This window comes from Citrobacter sp. 172116965, from assembly GCF_013458095.1.
In the GTDB taxonomy this organism is placed as follows: Bacteria; Pseudomonadota; Gammaproteobacteria; order Enterobacterales; family Enterobacteriaceae; genus Citrobacter; species Citrobacter braakii.
Window position 1 is genome coordinate 4,078,133 of sequence record NZ_CP046673.1, and the last position, 19,151, is coordinate 4,097,283.

At 52.4% G+C, this 19,151-nt stretch carries 17 protein-coding genes; 5 read left to right on the plus strand and 12 right to left on the minus strand.

What is annotated here, in order from left to right; all coding sequences use genetic code 11:
* Nucleotides 1–5: 5 nt before the first annotated feature.
* The 6 genes from GPJ68_RS19800 to syd all read right to left on the minus strand — a co-directional run bounded on the left by GPJ68_RS19800 (nt 6) and on the right by syd (nt 5,824).
* Nucleotides 6–1,346 (minus strand): enolase C-terminal domain-like protein, encoded by a 1,341-nt coding sequence (locus GPJ68_RS19800; protein WP_029139643.1) that lies wholly within the window; start codon nt 1,344–1,346, stop codon nt 6–8.
* 2 nt (nt 1,347–1,348) lie between these two features.
* Nucleotides 1,349–2,701 (minus strand): galactarate/glucarate/glycerate transporter GudP, encoded by a 1,353-nt coding sequence (gudP, locus tag GPJ68_RS19805; protein WP_016154241.1) that lies wholly within the window; start codon nt 2,699–2,701, stop codon nt 1,349–1,351.
* 365 nt (nt 2,702–3,066) lie between these two features.
* Entirely contained in the window at nt 3,067–3,516 is a 450-nt protein-coding gene (locus GPJ68_RS19810) for a flavodoxin (RefSeq protein WP_016154242.1), read from the minus strand.
* Nucleotides 3,517–3,535: 19 nt separating this feature from the next.
* The gene (gene truC / locus GPJ68_RS19815) at nt 3,536–4,318 is read right to left on the minus strand and encodes a tRNA pseudouridine(65) synthase TruC (RefSeq protein ID WP_003825671.1); all 783 of its coding nucleotides are present in this window, start codon (nt 4,316–4,318) and stop codon (nt 3,536–3,538) included.
* Complete coding sequence (locus GPJ68_RS19820; RefSeq protein WP_016154244.1) at nt 4,318–4,647, minus strand: YqcC family protein; 330 nt, start codon at nt 4,645–4,647, stop codon at nt 4,318–4,320. Before GPJ68_RS19820 ends, truC begins: the two co-directional genes overlap by 1 nt.
* 631 nt (nt 4,648–5,278) lie before the next feature.
* Complete coding sequence (gene syd / locus GPJ68_RS19825; RefSeq protein ID WP_016157357.1) at nt 5,279–5,824, minus strand: SecY-interacting protein; 546 nt, start codon at nt 5,822–5,824, stop codon at nt 5,279–5,281.
* A 68-nt stretch (nt 5,825–5,892) separates the two neighbouring features.
* Here syd and queF point away from each other — a divergent pair, with 68 nt between their 5' ends.
* From queF to xni, 5 genes are all read left to right on the plus strand, one after another.
* Nucleotides 5,893–6,741: an NADPH-dependent 7-cyano-7-deazaguanine reductase QueF gene (gene queF / locus GPJ68_RS19830; RefSeq protein ID WP_016154246.1), complete on the plus strand. Its 849-nt coding sequence runs from the start codon at nt 5,893–5,895 to the stop codon at nt 6,739–6,741.
* A gap of 113 nt (nt 6,742–6,854) precedes the next feature.
* Complete coding sequence (gene ppnN, locus GPJ68_RS19835; protein ID WP_003840366.1) at nt 6,855–8,219, plus strand: nucleotide 5'-monophosphate nucleosidase PpnN; 1,365 nt, start codon at nt 6,855–6,857, stop codon at nt 8,217–8,219.
* Between the two features lie 562 nt (nt 8,220–8,781).
* Nucleotides 8,782–10,071 (plus strand): HAAAP family serine/threonine permease, encoded by a 1,290-nt coding sequence (locus GPJ68_RS19840; protein WP_016154247.1) that lies wholly within the window; start codon nt 8,782–8,784, stop codon nt 10,069–10,071.
* Nucleotides 10,072–10,124: 53 nt separating this feature from the next.
* Nucleotides 10,125–11,492, plus strand: a complete 1,368-nt coding sequence (locus GPJ68_RS19845) for an L-serine ammonia-lyase (protein ID WP_019077586.1) — start codon at nt 10,125–10,127, stop codon at nt 11,490–11,492.
* Nucleotides 11,493–11,629: 137 nt separating this feature from the next.
* Nucleotides 11,630–12,385 (plus strand): flap endonuclease Xni, encoded by a 756-nt coding sequence (gene xni / locus GPJ68_RS19850; protein WP_049040359.1) that lies wholly within the window; start codon nt 11,630–11,632, stop codon nt 12,383–12,385.
* A gap of 91 nt (nt 12,386–12,476) precedes the next feature.
* On the opposite strand, the gene fucO is transcribed toward xni, so the two are convergent.
* The 6 genes from fucO to GPJ68_RS19880 all read right to left on the minus strand — a co-directional run bounded on the left by fucO (nt 12,477) and on the right by GPJ68_RS19880 (nt 19,148).
* Nucleotides 12,477–13,625 (minus strand): lactaldehyde reductase, encoded by a 1,149-nt coding sequence (fucO, locus tag GPJ68_RS19855; RefSeq protein ID WP_180836949.1) that lies wholly within the window; start codon nt 13,623–13,625, stop codon nt 12,477–12,479.
* Nucleotides 13,626–13,652: 27 nt separating this feature from the next.
* Nucleotides 13,653–14,300, minus strand: coding sequence for an L-fuculose-phosphate aldolase (gene fucA, locus GPJ68_RS19860; RefSeq protein ID WP_003034062.1), 648 nt, complete (start codon nt 14,298–14,300; stop codon nt 13,653–13,655).
* A gap of 141 nt (nt 14,301–14,441) precedes the next feature.
* On the minus strand, nt 14,442–15,440 hold the full coding sequence (locus GPJ68_RS19865; RefSeq protein ID WP_016154251.1) for a LacI family DNA-binding transcriptional regulator: 999 nt from the start codon (nt 15,438–15,440) through the stop codon (nt 14,442–14,444).
* Nucleotides 15,441–15,506: 66 nt separating this feature from the next.
* Nucleotides 15,507–17,087: an FGGY-family carbohydrate kinase gene (locus GPJ68_RS19870; protein ID WP_180836951.1), complete on the minus strand. Its 1,581-nt coding sequence runs from the start codon at nt 17,085–17,087 to the stop codon at nt 15,507–15,509.
* Between the two features lie 53 nt (nt 17,088–17,140).
* Entirely contained in the window at nt 17,141–18,091 is a 951-nt protein-coding gene (locus tag GPJ68_RS19875) for an ABC transporter substrate-binding protein (protein WP_016157361.1), read from the minus strand.
* Between the two features lie 73 nt (nt 18,092–18,164).
* Complete coding sequence (locus GPJ68_RS19880; protein ID WP_003034055.1) at nt 18,165–19,148, minus strand: ABC transporter permease; 984 nt, start codon at nt 19,146–19,148, stop codon at nt 18,165–18,167.
* Nucleotides 19,149–19,151 lie beyond the last annotated feature (3 nt).

A 19,151-nucleotide genomic window follows, 5' to 3' on the forward strand; every position in this document is an offset into this window, starting at 1 on the left:
CAAAATTAGTGGCGGCCGAAAACGGGACGTTTACGGTCAAAAGTCCATCCAGGGATCAGATACTGCATCGGGCCTGCGTCATTACGCGCGCCGCCGGGCAGCGCTTTATAGGCTTCATGCGCTTTCTGTACCTGATCCCAGTCCAGTTCCACGCCCAGGCCGGGCGCGTCGGGTACCGCAATTTTTCCGTGTTTAATCTCCAGCGGATTTTTGGTCAGGCGGCAATCGCCCTCCTGCCAGATCCAGTGGGTGTCGATCGCCGTTGGGTTGCCCGGCGCAGCGGCACCGACGTGGGTGAACATCGCCAGGGAAATATCAAAATGATTGTTAGAGTGGCAGCCCCAGGTCAGTCCCCAGTCATCGCATAGCTGTGCCACGCGTACCGCGCCGGAAAGGGTCCAGAAGTGCGGATCGGCCAGTGGAATATCTACCGAGTTGAGCATCACCGCATGGCCCATCTCACGCCAGTTGGTGGCTATCATATTCGTTGCTACCGGCAGACCGGTTGCACGGCGGAACTCGGCCATCACTTCGCGGCCAGAAAAGCCCTGTTCTGCGCCGCACGGATCTTCGGCGTAAGTCAGAACATCGTTCAGCCCTTTACACAAGGAGATAGCTTCATCCAGTAGCCAGGCACCGTTAGGGTCGACCGTAATACGCGCATCCGGGAAACATTGTTTCAACGCGCGAGCGGTGTCGATTTCCTGCTCGCCAGGCAGCACACCGCCTTTGAGTTTGAAATCTTTAAAGCCGTAGCGATCCTGCGAAGCCTGAGCCAGACGTACCACCGCCTCACTGTTCATCGCCTGCTGGTGACGCAGGTGATACCACTCATGGTTGCCCGGCGTGCTATCGAGATACGGCAGATCGGTTTTGCTACGATCTCCCACGTAGAACAGATAGCCGAGCACGGTGACCGCATCGCGCTGCTTGCCAGGCCCTAACAGTTCGCAGACCGGCACGTTCAGCGCCTTGCCCAGCAGGTCGAGCAGTGCGGCTTCCAGCGCGGCCACCGCATTAACCCGCAGTTCAAAGGTCCAGGCACCTTTGCCAAAGGTGTCAAAATCAGCGGCCTGGTTGCCTTTATGCACCTGCTGAACCACCTTATTCAGGCGCGCGACTTCCTGACCCAACACTTGTGGAATCGCGTCCACCAGCGTCTGATAAATCACTTCACCGCCCGGCGCTTCACCGACGCCGGTATTTCCGGCGTTATCGGTGAGCACGACGATATTGCGGGTAAAGTATGCGTTATGCGCCCCGCCAATATTGAGTAGCATGCTGTCATGACCGGCCACCGGGATGACCTTCATATCGGTAATAATGGGACTCGATTGTGTTGTCATCATCATTGCCCTGCGACAGGTTTCAGTTCGATACGTTTAATATCACCCACCAGCACCAGATAGCTCACTACAGCAATCAGCGCATGCACCCCGACGTAAATCAACGCACCGTTAAACGAGCCAGTGGTACCTACGATGTAGCCGATAGCAATTGGCGTGACGATACCGGAGATGTTGCCAAACATATTGAACAGACCGCCGCTCAAACCGCTGATCTCTTTTGGCGCAGTATCGGCCATCACCGCCCATCCCAACGCACCGATACCTTTGCCGAAGAAGGCCAGCGCCATAAAGCCGATGATCATCCACTCTACGTTGACGTAGTTACAGAACACCATCACCATCGACAACAGCATACCCAGTACGATTGGCGTTTTACGGGCGATATTCAGCGAACCGGTACGGCGCATCAGCCAGTCGGAAATAATGCCGCCGAGCACGCCGCCTGCAAATCCGCAAATGGCCGGGACCGAGGCAACAAAACCAGCTTTCAAAATCGACATACCGCGTGCCTGTACCAGATAAACCGGGAACCAGGTGATAAAGAAATAGGTCAGCGCGTTTATGCAGTATTGGCCGATATAAATACCGATCATCATCCGTGAGCCCAGCAGTTGCTTGATCTGCCCCCACTTCACGCTGAACGGCACTTTGGCTTTGGCTGCCGCCTGATCCATATTGATCAGCGCTCCGCCTTCGGCAATGTAGTCCAGCTCTTTTTGGTTTACGCCCGGATGCTGGTTCGGTTCATGAATCACCTTCAGCCAGATAAAACTGATAACAATCCCGAGACCGCCCATAAAGAAGAACACATGCGACCAGCCCACTTCGTGGGTCAACCAGCCCATGATTGGCGCGAAGATCACGGTGGCAAAGTACTGCGCCGAGTTAAAAATAGCGACCGCCGTGCCCCTTTCCTGCGCCGGGAACCACGCCGCCACAATACGACTGTTGCCAGGGAAGGATGGCGCTTCGGCTAACCCCACGAGGAAGCGCAGGGTAAACAGCGCAACGATAATGCCGAAGCCGCTGAAGATATCGACGAAGCCCTGCAGCAGGGTAAACATGGACCAGATAAAAATGGACCAGAAGTAAACACGTTTTGAACCGAAGCGGTCGAGCAGCCAGCCGCCGGGGATCTGACCGATAACATAGGCCCATGAAAAAGCGGAGAATACATACCCCATCCCTACCGCATCCAGACCAATATCTTTGGCCATCTCCGAGCCGGCAATGGATAAGGTGGCGCGATCGCCGTAGTTGAAGGATGTGACGATAAACAGCATCACCACTATCCAGTAGCGAGCGTTAGTGCGTTTTTCCGCGCTGCTCGCCGCCTGACTTAATGAACTCATTGTTGCACTCCTGAATCTTGGCTTTCGCCAGTTCATTCTGTACAGCACCTGTAGGGTGATCAGAATGAGAGGTTAGTGTGTGGCAGTTTTGGTACAGCTCAGGGCCGTTTTATTCTGACTCGCTGCCTTTTCGGGAACTGACGGGAAAAGTATATGAAGGAGTGCCTCTTACCCTCACCGTGCAAAAACACAACATTGCGGGAGGTGAATGAGGTTGTTTATGGCATAAGCCTAAGGGAATGGAAGATGCTTCACGAAATTGGCGTTTGGTGGGCGATTTGTTGCCGGGTAGCAACGCCTTACCCGGCCTACGATCCAAAAGAGAGTAACAGGCCCGTGCAAGCAAAGTGCTGCCGGGCGCAAGGTTATTTAAGCAAGGTTCCCCAGTTTTCTACCCAGGGATTGGATTCGCTTTCCGGTTCAGGATGCTCGCTGGCGTCAATCAGCAGCATTTCCCCTACACGTTGGGCGCTTTGTTCCTGCAACAGTGCATCGAACTGCTTGCCGCCATTGCAGAAATTAACATAGCTACTGTCACCCAGCGCAATTACCCCGTAATGCAGATTTGGCTGGAAACCGAGATTATCTTTGATCCCCTGAAACAGCGGCACGATGCTATCCGGCAGATCGCCCTGCCCGGTCGTTGAGGTCACCACCAGCACATATTTTTCCTGATATGCCTGCCAGTCGCTGAGCTCGGGATCTTCGAACACCGTGGCTTTATGACCCTGCGCCGTCAAAATAGCTTCGGCCTCTTCGGCAACCAGCAACGCGTTTCCGTACATCGTGCCGACAAAAATTCCAATTTCCGCCATAACCGTAATCTCCTGGGACTTAAGAATCTATCTGCTCATCCTGACCTGACAACCCGCTGAACTCAACCCTTTCATTCTCAGGGAGAAGTCCACGCCAGCCAAACTGTGATAGCGCCTGCATCCAGACATCATCCAGCCCGGCGCGAATAACCAGCGGTTCGCCGGTAAAAGGATGAGTCAGCGCAAGCTGGCTGGCATGAAGCATCAAACGCTGACAGCCAAAGTGCTCAGCGGCGCTGCGGTTTTGCCGCAAATCACCGTGCTTACTGTCGCCGATAATTGGATGGCGTAAGTGCGCCAGATGGCGTCTGAGCTGGTGTTTTCGACCGGTTTTAGGATCTAGTTCCACCAATCCGTAACGGGTCGTCGGATAACGTCCGGTCGCTACCGGCATCTCAACCGTCGCCAAACCGCGATAATGGGTGACGGCAGGCTGCGGGCCTTTATCATCACGGGCAAATTTATCGGCGATCTTATCCAGTTCTTCGACCAGCGGGTAATCCAGCACGGCATCATCCATCAGCCAGCCACGCACAATCGCATGATAGCGTTTCTGAATTTGATGATGTTCAAATTGCTGTGACAGCAGCCGCCCGGCTTCGCTGGACAGCCCCATCAGCAGTACCCCGGAAGTCGGTCTGTCGAGTCGGTGGGCGGTAAAAACGTGCTGACCAATCTGGTCGCGTACCGTTTGCATCACCACCACTTTCTCATCCCGGTCGAGCCAACTGCGGTGAACCAACCAGCCCGAAGGTTTGTTAACTGCGACCAGCCATTCGTCCTGATACAGAATCTCCAGCATCAGGCGTTATCACTTGTAAACAGAGCATCCAATTCCTGCAATGCCGTCAGCAGAATTTCGCGTTGCGGGTGATCGGCTGCCAACGCCATTTCGTAATACGGTGCGACGGCAAAAGCCTGCGGAAGCGGCTGAGCGTTATCAATCAGCGTATGCATGCGGGGAATCAATACCCATTGCAGCCACTCAACCGGCTCCATGGTATCCATACAAAAAGGCTGCGTGCTGGTAAACAGATGCTCTGCAGGCTCATCCAACCGCCAGTGATTATGTTCACGCAGTAGCGCTTCAAGCGCGTGTAACTGCTGGCGCACACGGTCATGAGTCGTCATCAAATTAACCTCAATGATGAAAAATATGGCGCGAAGAATAGCACTAGTGAAGGGAAATAAAAAAAGGGAGCACTGTAAAAACAGTGCTCCCGGTTCGTTTCGCAGCGTTCCAGCTACTTTTAGTGCTCCCTGCTCATCCGTGACAACTTTTCCTGTGGTCTTGCGACCTTGTTCATCCTGAACTTGTGCATCCTGCTCACATCACCCCGATGTGAAAACTTCATCCTGAAGTGTCCTGGCCATCCTGACCCGCCGAACATCCTGACCGGCTCTCATTCTCCATCCTGGAGGTGTCCCTTAACGCATCCAGCGCTTTCCGCTTTGCTTCATCCTGAAGCCTGTCCTTGTAACACCGTCCTGGTGTGTCCTGCCGAAGAGCCATCATCCTGATGTTCTCTTCGTTGTGCGACTCCTTGTCGACAGATATAGAATCGCCTGTTTCGCCTTGTCTTACAAGATGCTTACAGACACTCCCTTAAGATTATTTTCGTATGAAAGTTGACAATAAAACATTAAATTTATGAATAATAAGGAATAATTATTTTATCCGTTCATTAAGTCTTTACTTATCACCTGGCAATGTCCTACAGGGTTTGTAAGAGATCTCTCACAAGGTTCAGGGCAATCTGGATTACAGAACTGGCTTAAGCTGAGTGAGAAATTCCGCAAGTGAGTCCGCCAGCACCGTTCGTTTACGGGTTCCCAGCGTTTCTTTGCACACTTCACCGGAGAGATTGCACACCGAAATGACGTCAAGCTCATTGTCCTGGGTGGCAATAAAAAGCGTAGGCGACAGCTTGAGGCGCTTTTGCGTAACCAGGTGACCAATCAGGTTTTCCTGAACGCGCCTGAAGTCGTCTTCGCTCCAGGTTTGCAGCAGCGTTAGCTTTTCATCCGCAAACTGCGCGTGCATGTCCCCGGCAAACTGGGTGGTGTAAAAAGCGTGAACGGCTGGTTGTATCACGATATCAAAGGCGCGTTCAACCGCATTGAGGTTTTTTTCGCCGACAAAAGGCTGAGGTTGCCAGAATACCGCATCGTCTGTGGAAGAAATGATGCACGGAGAAGGTACGCCATACAGCTCTTCGCTGAGGGGCCAGCTGTTGTTTTTTTCGTACCATGCGTCGCAATAACGTGTCGTAAAGGCTGTCAACGCCTGCGCTGTCAATTCGTCCACTGATTTCTCTCTTCACAAAAGCCAGGATACACTTGTCGCATAGTGTATCTGGTTTATGACGGTGAAACATGTCCTCTTATGAAAATCATCAGGCGCTTGACGGCCTGACTCTTGGTAAATCAACAGATTACCGTGACAATTACGATGCCAGCCTGCTGCAGGGCGTTCCACGCAGCCTGAACCGCGACCCGCTGGATTTACAGGCCGATAATCTGCCTTTTCACGGTGCCGATATCTGGACGCTATATGAACTGTCTTGGCTGAATGCCAACGGTTTACCGCAGGTAGCGGTCGGTCATGTAGAACTGGATTACACCAGCGTAAATCTGATCGAATCGAAAAGCTTTAAGCTTTACCTGAACAGTTTTAACCAGACGCGTTTTGATTCCTGGGATGCGGTACGCCAGACGCTGGAAAACGATCTGCGCGCTTGTGCTCAGGGTGATGTCAGCGTAGCGCTGTACCGTCTTGACGAACTGGAAGGACAACCGATAGCCCACTTTAACGGCACCTGTATCGACAATCAGGATATCGTCATCGATAACTACCAGTTCAGCACAGAGTATCTGGAAAATGCCGTTGGCGGTGAAAAAGCGGTGGAAGAGACGCTGGTCAGCCATCTGCTGAAGTCTAACTGCTTGATCACCCACCAGCCGGACTGGGGCTCCATACAGATTCAGTATCGCGGACGGAAAATCGATCGCGAGAAGCTGCTGCGTTATCTGGTCTCCTTCCGTCACCATAATGAGTTTCACGAGCAGTGCGTGGAACGCATTTTCAATGACATTCTGCGCTTCTGCCAACCGGAGAAACTGAGCGTTTACGCGCGCTACACGCGACGTGGCGGCCTGGACATTAACCCATGGCGCACCAACACCGATTTCACCCCAGCAACGGGGCGCCTGGTACGTCAGTAATCTTTTTTCTCAATTTTGCGTGCCGGATTCCGCGCGCAAGGTTGTGAAAGGTCATAAGCCAGGGCTATTGTAATCAACAGGGAATGACGTGTTGCGTCCCATAAGGAGTTTACTTGATTACACATATTAGCCCGCTTGGCTCAATGGACATGTTGTCGCAACTGGAAGTCGATATGCTTAAACGCACGGCCAGCAGCGACCTGTATCAACTGTTTCGTAACTGTTCGCTTGCCGTTCTGAACTCCGGCAGTTTGACCGACAACAGCAAAGAGCTGCTGTCACGCTTTGAAAGTTTCGACATTAACGTGCTGCGCCGCGAACGGGGCGTGAAGCTGGAACTGATCAACCCACCTGAAGATGCGTTTGTTGATGGACGCATTATTCGCGCACTGCAGGCCAACCTGTTTGCCGTGCTGCGCGACATTCTGTTCGTCAATGGCCAGATCCATAACGCCGGTCGCTTTCAGCATCTGGATCTTGAAAGCTCGGTGCATATTACCAACCTGGTATTCTCGATCCTGCGCAATGCCCGGGCGCTACACGTGGGTGAAGCGCCGAACATGGTCGTCTGCTGGGGGGGTCACTCAATCAACGAAAACGAGTACCTGTACGCCCGTCGCGTTGGTACCCAGTTGGGCCTGCGCGAACTGAACATCTGTACCGGCTGTGGTCCGGGGGCGATGGAAGCGCCAATGAAAGGCGCTGCGGTCGGTCACGCCCAGCAACGATACAAAGACAGCCGCTTTATCGGTATGACCGAACCGTCAATCATTGCCGCTGAGCCGCCTAACCCGCTGGTTAACGAACTGATCATCATGCCGGACATTGAAAAACGTCTGGAAGCGTTCGTACGTATCGCCCACGGTATAATCATCTTCCCAGGCGGCGTAGGGACAGCAGAAGAGCTGCTGTATCTGCTGGGGATCCTGATGAACCCGGCCAACAAAGATCAGGTTTTACCGCTGATCCTGACTGGACCAAAAGAGAGCGCCGATTACTTCCGCGTGCTGGACGAATTTATCGTGCACACGCTGGGGGAAGATGCGCGTCGCCACTATCGCATTATCATAGACGATGCAGCAGAAGTGGCTCGTCTGATGAAAAAAGCGATGCCGCTGGTGAAAGAGAACCGCCGTGACACCGGTGATGCCTACAGCTTTAACTGGTCGATTCGTATTGCACCTGATTTGCAGATGCCGTTCGAGCCGTCCCATGAAAACATGGCTAACCTGAAGCTGTACCCGGATCAACCCGTGGAAGTACTGGCGGCAGACCTGCGCCGTGCGTTCTCGGGGATTGTAGCCGGTAACGTGAAGGAAGTCGGGATCCGCGCCATCGAAGAGTTTGGCCCGTACAAAATCCACGGTGACCGCGAAATGATGCGCCGCATGGACGATCTCCTGCAGGGCTTTGTTGCACAGCATCGTATGAAGTTACCTGGCTCCGCGTATATCCCTTGCTACGAGATTTGCGCCTAACCTCCAACAGCCGCCAGCAGACGCTATCGCGGTGACAGTTTTGTCCATATCAAAGCCGGGTTTGGCGCATCAGCCTCCCGGCTTTTTTTAGTGATACCAGTCACATAGCTCAGACAATCATATAAATACCGATGATGTTTCATTAAAAATAGCGCGCTACGCAAACGATTACCTTTAAAACCCAACCGTGATTTATCTTAGGAAATTATTATTAGTCGCCAAAATCCTCTAAAAACAACAGTTTTTACAGCGTAACGCTCGTATCTTCGCGCCTTCGCTTTCATGATATATGTCGTTAATGTTAGCCTTCGCGCCCGTAAATTCGCTTTGACTATTTTTTAACAGATTAATGGTCCAAATTTATCCACATAAAAGGTGGATTATTGCATTTGGGATCGCGATCACTGATACATTCATTACTAAAATGTATCTTTCCGCCCGCAAATTATTACGGCGAAAAATTATATAAAAAATCGCTCAACGAATTTCGATTTACAGTCGGGTATTTTCTCATTGGATTGACCCCAAACCCGACTTTTTAAGCTTCCTCCAGGAGAAATAGATGGAAAACACTCAAACCAGCACTATCGTTACGGGCCAGACCCGCAGCGCATGGCGCAAGACAGATACCATGTGGATGCTGGGCCTTTACGGCACGGCGATTGGCGCGGGTGTATTGTTCCTGCCGATTAACGCAGGCGTAGGCGGTATGATTCCGCTGATCATCATGGCGATCCTCGCTTTCCCAATGACCTTCTTTGCACACCGCGGCCTGACTCGCTTCGTGCTGTCCGGTAAAAATCCGGGTGAAGACATTACTGAAGTTGTAGAAGAGCACTTTGGTGTAGGCGCAGGTAAACTGATTACCCTGCTCTACTTCTTCGCTATCTACCCAATTCTGTTGGTCTACAGCGTAGCCATCACCAACACCGTCGAAAGCTTTCTGACCCACCAGCTGGCAATTACGCCGCCGCCGCGCGCAATCCTGTCTCTGATCCTGATTGTCGGCATGATGACCATCGTGCGTTTCGGTGAGCAGATGATCGTGAAGGCGATGAGCATCCTGGTATTCCCGTTTGTTGCCGCCCTGATGCTGCTGGCGCTGTACCTGATCCCTCAGTGGAGCGGTGCCGTTCTGGAAACCCTGTCCTTTGACTCTGCAGCAACCACCGGCAACGGACTGCTGTTGACCCTGTGGCTGGCAATTCCGGTAATGGTGTTCTCCTTCAACCACTCACCAATCATCTCCTCCTTCGCCGTGGCGAAGCGTGAAGAATACGGTGATGAAGCTGAGAAGAAATGCTCTAAGATTCTGGCATTCGCTCACATCATGATGGTGCTGACCGTTATGTTCTTCGTCTTCAGCTGCGTATTTAGCCTGACCCCAGCGGATCTGGCCGCAGCGAAAGAGCAGAACATCTCTATCCTGTCTTACCTGGCAAACCACTTTAACGCGCCGATCATTGCCTGGATGGCACCGATTATCGCGATTATCGCTATCACCAAATCCTTCCTTGGCCACTACCTGGGCGCACGTGAAGGTTTCAACGGTATGGTGATTAAGTCTCTGCGCGGCAAAGGCAAAACCATCGAAATCAACAAACTGAACAAAATCACTGCGCTGTTCATGCTGGTAACCACCTGGATTGTGGCGACGCTGAACCCAAGTATCCTCGGTATGATTGAAACCCTGGGTGGCCCAATCATCGCGATGATTCTGTTCCTGATGCCGATGTATGCAATTCAGAAAGTACCGGCAATGCGTAAATACAGCGGCCATATCAGCAACGTCTTCGTTGTGATTATGGGCCTGATCGCTATCTCCGCTATTTTCTACTCTCTGTTCAGTTAATTCCCCTGCGCCGCTCCTCGGGGCGGCGCACCTCGATACACAATGGACGCCTCATGATTAGCGTATTCGATATTTTCAAAATCGGCATTGGCCCTTCCAGCTCCCACACTGTTGGCCCGATGAAAGCAGGCAAACAATTCACGGATGACCTGATTGCACGCGGAATTCTCACTGACGTAACCCGCGTAGTGGTTGATGTCTATGGCTCTTTGTCTCTGACGGGGAAAGGTCACCATACCGACATCGCGATTATTATGGGCCTGGCGGGTAATCTGCCGGATACCGTAGACATTGATGCCATCCCGGCCTTTATCCAGGATGTGAATACTCATGGACGTTTGCTGCTGGCAGACGGTCAACATGAGGTCGAGTTCCCGGTCGACAAGTGCATGAATTTCCATGCGGACAATCTGTCTCTGCACGAAAACGGGATGCGTATTACCGCACTGGCGGGCGAAAAGGCCATTTATAGCCAGACTTACTATTCCATTGGCGGTGGGTTCATCGTTGATGAAGAACATTTTGGTTTACCGAACAACTCTCCGGTAAACGTGCCGTATCCGTATAAATCTGCGGCTGATTTGCAACGTCATTGCCAGGAAACCGGCCTGTCGCTTTCCGGTCTGATGATGCAAAACGAACTGGCGCTGCACAGCAAAGAAGAGCTGGAACAACACTTCGCCAACGTCTGGGACGTCATGCGCAGCGGGATTGAGCGCGGCATCACCACCGAAGGTGTATTGCCGGGCAAACTGCGCGTTCCACGTCGCGCGGCGGCGCTGCGTCGTATGCTGGTCAGCAGCGACAAAACCACCACTGATCCGATGGCGGTTGTTGACTGGATCAACATGTTCGCGCTGGCCGTGAACGAAGAAAACGCTGCCGGTGGACGCGTGGTTACGGCGCCAACTAATGGCGCATGCGGGATTGTTCCTGCCGTGCTGGCGTACTACGACAAGTTTATCCGCGAAGTGAATGCTAACTCGCTGGCACGCTACATGCTGGTCGCGAGCGCCATTGGTTCACTGTACAAGATGAACGCCTCTATCTCTGGCGCCGAAGTGGGCTGTCAGGGTGAAGTCGGCGTTGCCTGCTCCATGGCTGCGGCCGGTCTGGCTGAACTGCTGGGCGGTAGCCCAACGCAGGTGTGCATCGCGGCGGAAATCGGTATGGAACATAACCTGGGTCTGACCTGCGATCCGGTTGCCGGCCAGGTGCAGGTACCGTGCATTGAGCGTAACGCCATTGCTTCGGTTAAAGCAGTGAACGCCGCACGTATGGCGCTGCGCCGTACCAGCGAACCGCGCGTGTGCCTTGATAAAGTCATCGAGACCATGTACGAAACCGGTAAAGACATGAACGCCAAATACCGTGAAACATCTCGCGGCGGTCTGGCGATGAAGATTGTCACCTGCGATTAAGTCCCACCACGTTTCAGGATCTGTAGGCCGGATGAGGCGCTCGCCGCCATCCGGTCTACGGATAACGCTATTTCGCAACACTCGCCTCCCCTCGCCGTGAATGTTACCCTACAAACTTATTTGTTAGGGAGAACACCGTGGCCGTCCACCTGCTCATTGTCGATGCACTGAACCTTATCCGCCGCATTCACGCCGTACAGGGCTCACCCTGCGTAGAGACGTGCCAGCACGCGCTCGATCAGTTGATTGTGCACAGTCAGCCTACGCACGCCGTGGCGGTATTCGATGATGAAGCGCGCAACAGCGGCTGGCGTCACCAACGGTTGCCTGACTACAAAGCAGGTCGCCCCCCGATGCCTGATGAATTGCACCAGGAAATGCCCGCCTTACGCGCCGCTTTTGAACAGCGCGGCGTCTGCTGTTGGGTCTCCAGCGGGAATGAAGCCGATGATTTAGCCGCAACCCTGGCGGTTAAAGTGAGCCAGGCGGGACATCAGGCTACCATCGTCTCAACCGATAAAGGCTATTGTCAGTTGCTCTCCCCGACGCTGCGTATTCGTGACTACTTCCAGAAGCGCTGGCTGGATGCACCGTTTATTGAGAAAGAGTTTGGCGTGCTGCCGCAGCAGTTGCCTGATTACTGGGGACTGGCCGGGATCAGCAGTTCGAAAGTACCGGGGGTTGCAGGTATTGGTCCCAAAAGCGCCACGCAGCTGCTCGTACAGTTTCAACATCTGGAAGGCATTTACGCGCATCTTGATGAAGTACCGGACAAGTGGCGCAAGAAACTAGAGAAGCACCAGGAGATGGCGTTTCTGTGTCGCGATATCGCACGGCTGCAAACGGACTTACATATCGACGGAAACCTGCAGCAATTACGGTTGGTGCGATAGGTCTGTTGCCAAATGGCGCTGTGCTTATCTGGCCTACACGTCGAACACCCCGGTAGGCCGGATAAGGCTTTCACGCCGTCACGCTGAAAAATTACCAGGCGGTGTGGTACAGCTCAACGATATCCCCAAGATTCGCTTCACGGGGATTTCCCCCGGTACAAACATCGTCAAATGCCGCCTGTGCCAGCGCAGGAATATCCTCTTTACGTACGCCAACATCGCGTAAATGCAGTGGGATCCCTACATCGCGGTTAAGGGCGAAGACGGCATCTACTGCCGCTTTACGTGCCTCTGCCAGCGTCAGTTCTTCAACCTTAACTCCCATCACCCGGCCGATATCGCGAAATTTTTCCCCGGTGAATTCGGCGTTATAGCGCATCACGTGCGGCAGCAAAATGGCATTTGCTACGCCGTGCGGCGTGTTATAAAACGCGCCTAACGGGTGTGCCATTCCATGCACTAATCCCAGACCAACGTTGGAAAAGCCCATCCCGGCCACGTACTGGCCCAGCGCCATCGCTTCCCCGGCCTGGGTATCGCCCGCAACGGAACCACGTAATGCCCCAGCTATCATTTCAATGGCTTTAATGTGCAGCGCATCGGTAAGCGCCCACGCCGCCCGCGTAATGTACCCCTCAATAGCATGGGTCAGGGCATCCACTCCGGTGGCGGCTTTTAGCGCCGCTGGCATGCCGTCCATCATGTCTGCATCGATGAACGCTACCTGTGGGATGTCATGGGGGTCGACACAAACAAACTTACGCCGATTTTCTTCGTCAGTGATCACGTAGTTAATGGTCACTTCCGCTGCCGTTCCCGCGGTGGTGGGGATAGCCATAACCGGCACGCTCGGGTTGCGCGTTGGCGATAACCCTTCAAGGCTGCGTACATCCGCAAACTCAGGGTTATTATTGATAATGCCAATCGCTTTACAGGTATCCTGAGGGGAGCCTCCGCCGATGGCGATCAGATAGTCTGCGCCGCTTTGCTGAAAGACACCCAACCCTTCCTGCACCACCGCAATGGTTGGGTTAGGAATAACGCCTGAATAGATTTCCCATGCCAGACCAGCAGCATCCATTCGGGAAGTCACCTTATCGACAACGCCGCACTGCACCAGATTTTTATCAGTCACAATCAACGCTTTGCGATAACCACGACGGATGACTTCATCGGTTAATGCACCAACAGCTCCCCGGCCAAACCATGCCGTTTCGTTCAGAATCATTCTGTTCGCCATCGTATTTCTCCTTTTCGCTATGCGAAATTACTCTTCAATGCGTAATCCGTAAGATTTGAATTTCTCCAGCACAATGGCGATCTCCTCGTCATCCAGCACCGGCACCGGGTCAACAATCGCCAGCGTGCTCAGATAAAGGCGGGCCAGAACTTCCACTTCATGCGCCAACCACAGTGCTTTTTCCAAATTCGCTTCACAAGCAATCAACCCATGGTGCTGTAAAAGCGTTGCCTTACGGTTTTTCAGGGCGACGCTCACATGCTCTGACAGCTCTCGTGTACCAAACGTCGCATAAGGCGCACACGGAATAGAGTTCCCCCCAGCCGCCGCAATCATGTAGTGAATTGCCGGGATAGGGCGATTAAGAATAGAAACGGCCGTGCAATGTACGGCATGGTTATGGACAACCGCATTGGCATCGGGACGCGTCTGGTATGCCGCCAGGTGAAAACGCCATTCACTGGAGGGTAATTGTCCTTTATCATATTTCCCGTCGTTATCTACATACACGATCATATTTTCAGTAAGTCTTTCGTAAGGAATACCGCTGGGCGTGATCAGCATCCCATTTTCATAACGCGCACTCACATTTCCCGCCGTCCCCTGATTCAATCCAAGGCTGGTCATTTCAAGGCAGGTTTCAATGATTTCTCGCGACAAACGCATTCTTTCCATAATGATTCTCCGGGTACAGTTTCCCCTCGTCTTTATTGCGAAAAATGCAGCCGCAGAGTAAGACGGGTCAGGTTTCAGATACAGGCAGCCACTGAACGTATATATTCAGGTTCAGTAGGCCGATTTATTTATAGCGGCGTATTAAGGTTGTCTTACGCGCTTAATAAGTTTCATCTCAACTTTTACAGTTTCTTTAATTGGCTGGTCATCAATAGCACTCATCATCATATCGAACGCTTTTTCCGCCCAAACATTTTCATCCTGCTGCATTGACCAGACATTATTGGCGAGGAATCCCAGCATTGGGTGTTCATCGAATGTCCCAATATTAATTTCAGGTGGAATTGTGCCAAAACGATTACGAATAGCGTTAATGGCCCCCTCCAGTACGGGTAATGATGAGGCGATAAATGCCTGTGGGCAGCCCTGTTCGCCGATCAACTCATCCATCAGTCGATAACCCCCCTCGGGCGTGTTGTCCGGCCCTTCGCGCACCCAATCGCTATGCAAAATACCATTATTGTTCAATGCATTAAGATAACCTTGCAAACGGTCGCCGATGCTGGGTAATCCGGTATCTCCCACCAAAAACCAGATCGGCGACTTTCCAGCGTCAAACAAACTTTGCGTCAATTTTTCGCCGCCCAAAATGTTATGGCTTTCTACCAGAGCGTTATCGGTATACTTAAAATCACGGTCAAGTAACACCATCGGTTTTCTGACCTGACGTAAATGGTGCTGCTGATTCTCTAATGTTGAGGGAACAATAAAAAGGCCATCGACATTGCGAGCTATTAACGCTTTGGTCAGTTTATTTTCGTAATCAACATCGTCATAGGTACAGCTAATCGTTAGCTGATAACCGGAACGACGACAGCGTTGCTCAAGTTTTTCTGCGAGTGTGGCAAAAAACACGTTGGAAATATTGGGCACAATCAATCCCAACGTATCCGTTTTATTCAATTTCAGGCTGCGTGCTGAATGGTTAATGACGTAACCATAGCGCTCGACATATTCATTAATACGCGTTTGGGTTTTGACACTGATTCGATATTGCTCTGCTTTCCCGTTCAGCACCAGTCGTACGGTCGTAACCGATAAATTCAGATCGCTGGCTATCTGTTCTACTGTTTTAGCCATTTATATGCCCCAGTTCACATCCAAAAACGTCAATCTACAATCATAAAAGTATTTTAAACTTTTGTCTTACTGCATAAGTTGGTTAATCGCCTGCTGCTGATCCCACATCATCAGATAAGCCTGATATTTGCGGTCATAGAAGTTCCGCCGTGCCGGGTTAGTCTTAATCACCTCGCCTGATCGAACCATCGCCTGGCATGCAGATGGAATATTTTCCCACGCGCCGCAGGCAACCGCGCCAGTGATGGCCGCCCCTAACGTCACCGCATCCTCTTCCTGCATCAGATGAATATCGCATCCGGTGGCATCGGCATATTCTCGCAACCACAGTGGGTTATGCGTTGCGCCGCCGCACAGCGTCAGTCGGGAAATGGTGTGACCGTTTTCGCGCATCACTTCCATAATATGCCGCGTACCGCAGGCGATCGCCTGTAATGTCGCCAGGTACAGACGAGCAACCTGCATCTCGCCTCGCTCAAGAGTCAAACCGCAAACACTCCCCCGGGCATCGGGTCGCGCGCGCGGTGAACGATTGCCGTGGTGATCGGCCAGCACATGCAAATAACGACCAGGCTCTGGCTCCAGCGCCTCAAGTGCGGCAACCCATTCATTAACTAAAACGATGGGATGGCAACCCCGCGCCTCAGCCTTGTGAAATAGTGCCGCGCTGGCTCCTGACTCCTGAAGTGTCCAGTCGACTAACGCCCCAGCGGCACTTTGCCCCCCTTCTGTCAGCCAGTAGCCTGGCAGCATGGCTGACCAGTACGGCCCCCATACACCAGGTGTATGAATCTCCTGCTCACTGCACAGCATATGGCAATTTGACGTTCCGCTGATCAACGCCAACGTCCCCTCAGGCTCAACACCGGCAAGCGCTACTCCGCCCGCATGGGCATCAATCATTCCGCTGGCGACGACCACTGCAGTCGTCAGCCCCAGCGCCTGGGCCGCATCGGCGCTAAGCGTTCCAACGGCAGCGCCTGGCGGCAGGATCCGCGACGGGATTTTTCCCAACAAATCCGTTAGCTCAACAGCGTCAAGCAGGGAGTGGCTAAAGCGTTGTTCATGTGCCAGATAGTTCCATTTACACGTCAGCGTGCACAGACCAGCAACATCACAGGCGGTAGCTTTAGAGACCAGAAAGTCCGCCAGATCGTAGAAGCGATGCGCACTCTGCCAGGTGGCTGGAAAATGGTTTTTCAACCACAGTACTTTAGGAAGCTCCATTTCGACGCTGACTTCACCGCCAACGTAGCGCAGAGCCGGATCCTGCGTGGCGTTTATACGTTGCGTCTCCTGCGCCGCACGATGATCCATCCACATGATGATGTTATGGTCCGATGGTTCGTCTGGTGAAACCGCCAGACCCCACCCCTGTTCATCCAGTGCCACCAATGAACAGGTGGCATCAAATCCCAATGCGCGAATCTCCTCAATGCGAACCCCGGATGACGACACCGCCTCCTTCACTGCATGGCAAACCTGCTGCCAGATTTCTGCAGATGACTGCTCAACCCGCTCAGGACCGGGTCGAAACTGCGAGATGGCGTGTGTCGCAAAAGCCAGCCGTTTGCCACTGGCATCAAAGACACCAGCCCTGACGCTGGCGGAACCGACATCCACACCGAGGAAATATCCACTGCCCATAGTAACTCCCTGACGCTGGTGAATGATGGGGCGAGCACGTCGCCCCAACGGTGTTATTTTTTACCGAATGGGTGTAACAGCTTGTCAATTTCCGGGGTGTCAATGTTCTTCGCATTAACGAATTTAACCGGAATATCAATTTCTTTCGGTACAGACTGACCCGATACCGCTGCATTTAGTGTCTTGATACCCTGGTAGCCAATCTGATAAGCGTCCTGCACGACAAAGCCCTGAATGACCCCAGACTTCAGGAAAGCAATGATTGCCTCGGTGCTATCAAAACCAATCACTTTCACTTTGCCTTTCAGGTTTTGACTATCAATGGCGTTTGCTACGCCCAGCGTTGAGCCTTCATTGGTGCCATAAATCCCTGCAATATCAGGGTTGGCCTGGATCATATCGATGGTTTTATCCATCGCTTTTTGCGGATCGCCATCGCTGTACTGGACCGGTAGCACCTGGATTTCCGGGTATTTCTCCTTCATGCGGGCAATAAACCCTTCCGAACGCTCAATCGCTGAGGAGGTCCCCGCTACGTGCGCAATAATGCCCACTTTACCTTTGCTGCCCACTTCCGCTGCCAGTGCATCCGCCGCTTCAGCACCGGCTTTACGGTTATTCGTGGCGACAAAGCTCACTGGAATATCGGAATTCACGCCGGAGTCAAACGTCACAACTTTAATGCCGCGTGAATTTGCGGTCTCAACTAATGGCGCCAGCGCATTGGCATCTAACGCTGCCAGCAATAGCCCATTGGGTTTTTGCGCCATCGCGTTTTCAACTAGCTGAATCTGCTCGGCAATCTGAGTTTCATCCGCCGGGCCAACATAGCTGGTTTTATCACCCGACTCTTTTGCTGCCGCTTCCGTCCCCATTTTTACGGTTTGCCAGAATTCATGCTGGAAACCTTTACTGACCACCGGAAGGTTCATATCTTTAGCCAATACGCTGGATGTCATACAGGCCAGCAGGGATAACGCATAGACAAAATTCCTGGTTCTCATTGTTTTACTCCGTTCTGAGTGAGTCACCCTAAACGTCAGGGTTATGATGCCCCGTGACTTCCGGGAGCGTAAATCAACGAATTTTTTTGCGTAATGTATCGAGATAAACCGCAGCAATGACCACCACGCCCATGGCCACCATTTGCCAGAACTGGGAAACCCCCATCAGGTTCAGACCGTTTTTCAACACGCTCATAATGAATGCGCCGATGATAGTCCCGCCGATGGTGCCAATTCCTCCCATCAGGCTCGTACCGCCAATAACAACCGCCGCGATGGCTTCCAGTTCATAACCCACGCCAACCGTTGGCTGACCAGAGTTCAAACGTGAGGCCAGAATAACCCCGGCGATCCCGGTCAGCAGACCACAAAAGGCGTAGACGAAAATTTTGACGCGTTGAACTTTAATACCGGAAAGGTGTGCGGCCACCTCATTGCTACCCACAGCGTAAACATAGCGACCAATCACCGTTTTCTTCAGGATGTAGGCGGCGATTAGCGCCACCACCACCAGGTAAAAAACGGGATAAGGCAACACATCGAACAGACGTCCCTGGGCCAGCATTTTGAAGGTGGGGTAATCAGCGAAATAAATCGCACGACCATCTGTCATCACCATATTGATGCCTCTGACGGACATCATCAGGCCCAGCGTGGCGATAAAAGGCGGGATAGTCATTTTGGTGACCAGCAGACCATTGATATAGCCGCATAATCCACCGGCCAGCACCCCGGCCAGAATACATACGGGCAGAGGCAATCCCAGCGTGGCGCTGATGCCTACCGCAACACCCGAAAAGGCCACCACCGAGCCAAGAGAAAGGTCGATTCCTGACGTGATAATGACGAAGGTAACGCCAATCGCCATAATGCCAATCACTGAAGTTTGCAGAGCGATTGTCATGATGTTTTCAGTGTTAAAGAAAAATGGCGAACCAAAGCTAAAAAATATTACTAAAATAATCAGACTCAAAAGCGGCGCAAGGCGCATTAAAAGTTCTTTGTTAATTTTTATTTTCTTATTATTGCTGTCTGAAGAGGTTACAGAGATAGTCATAAA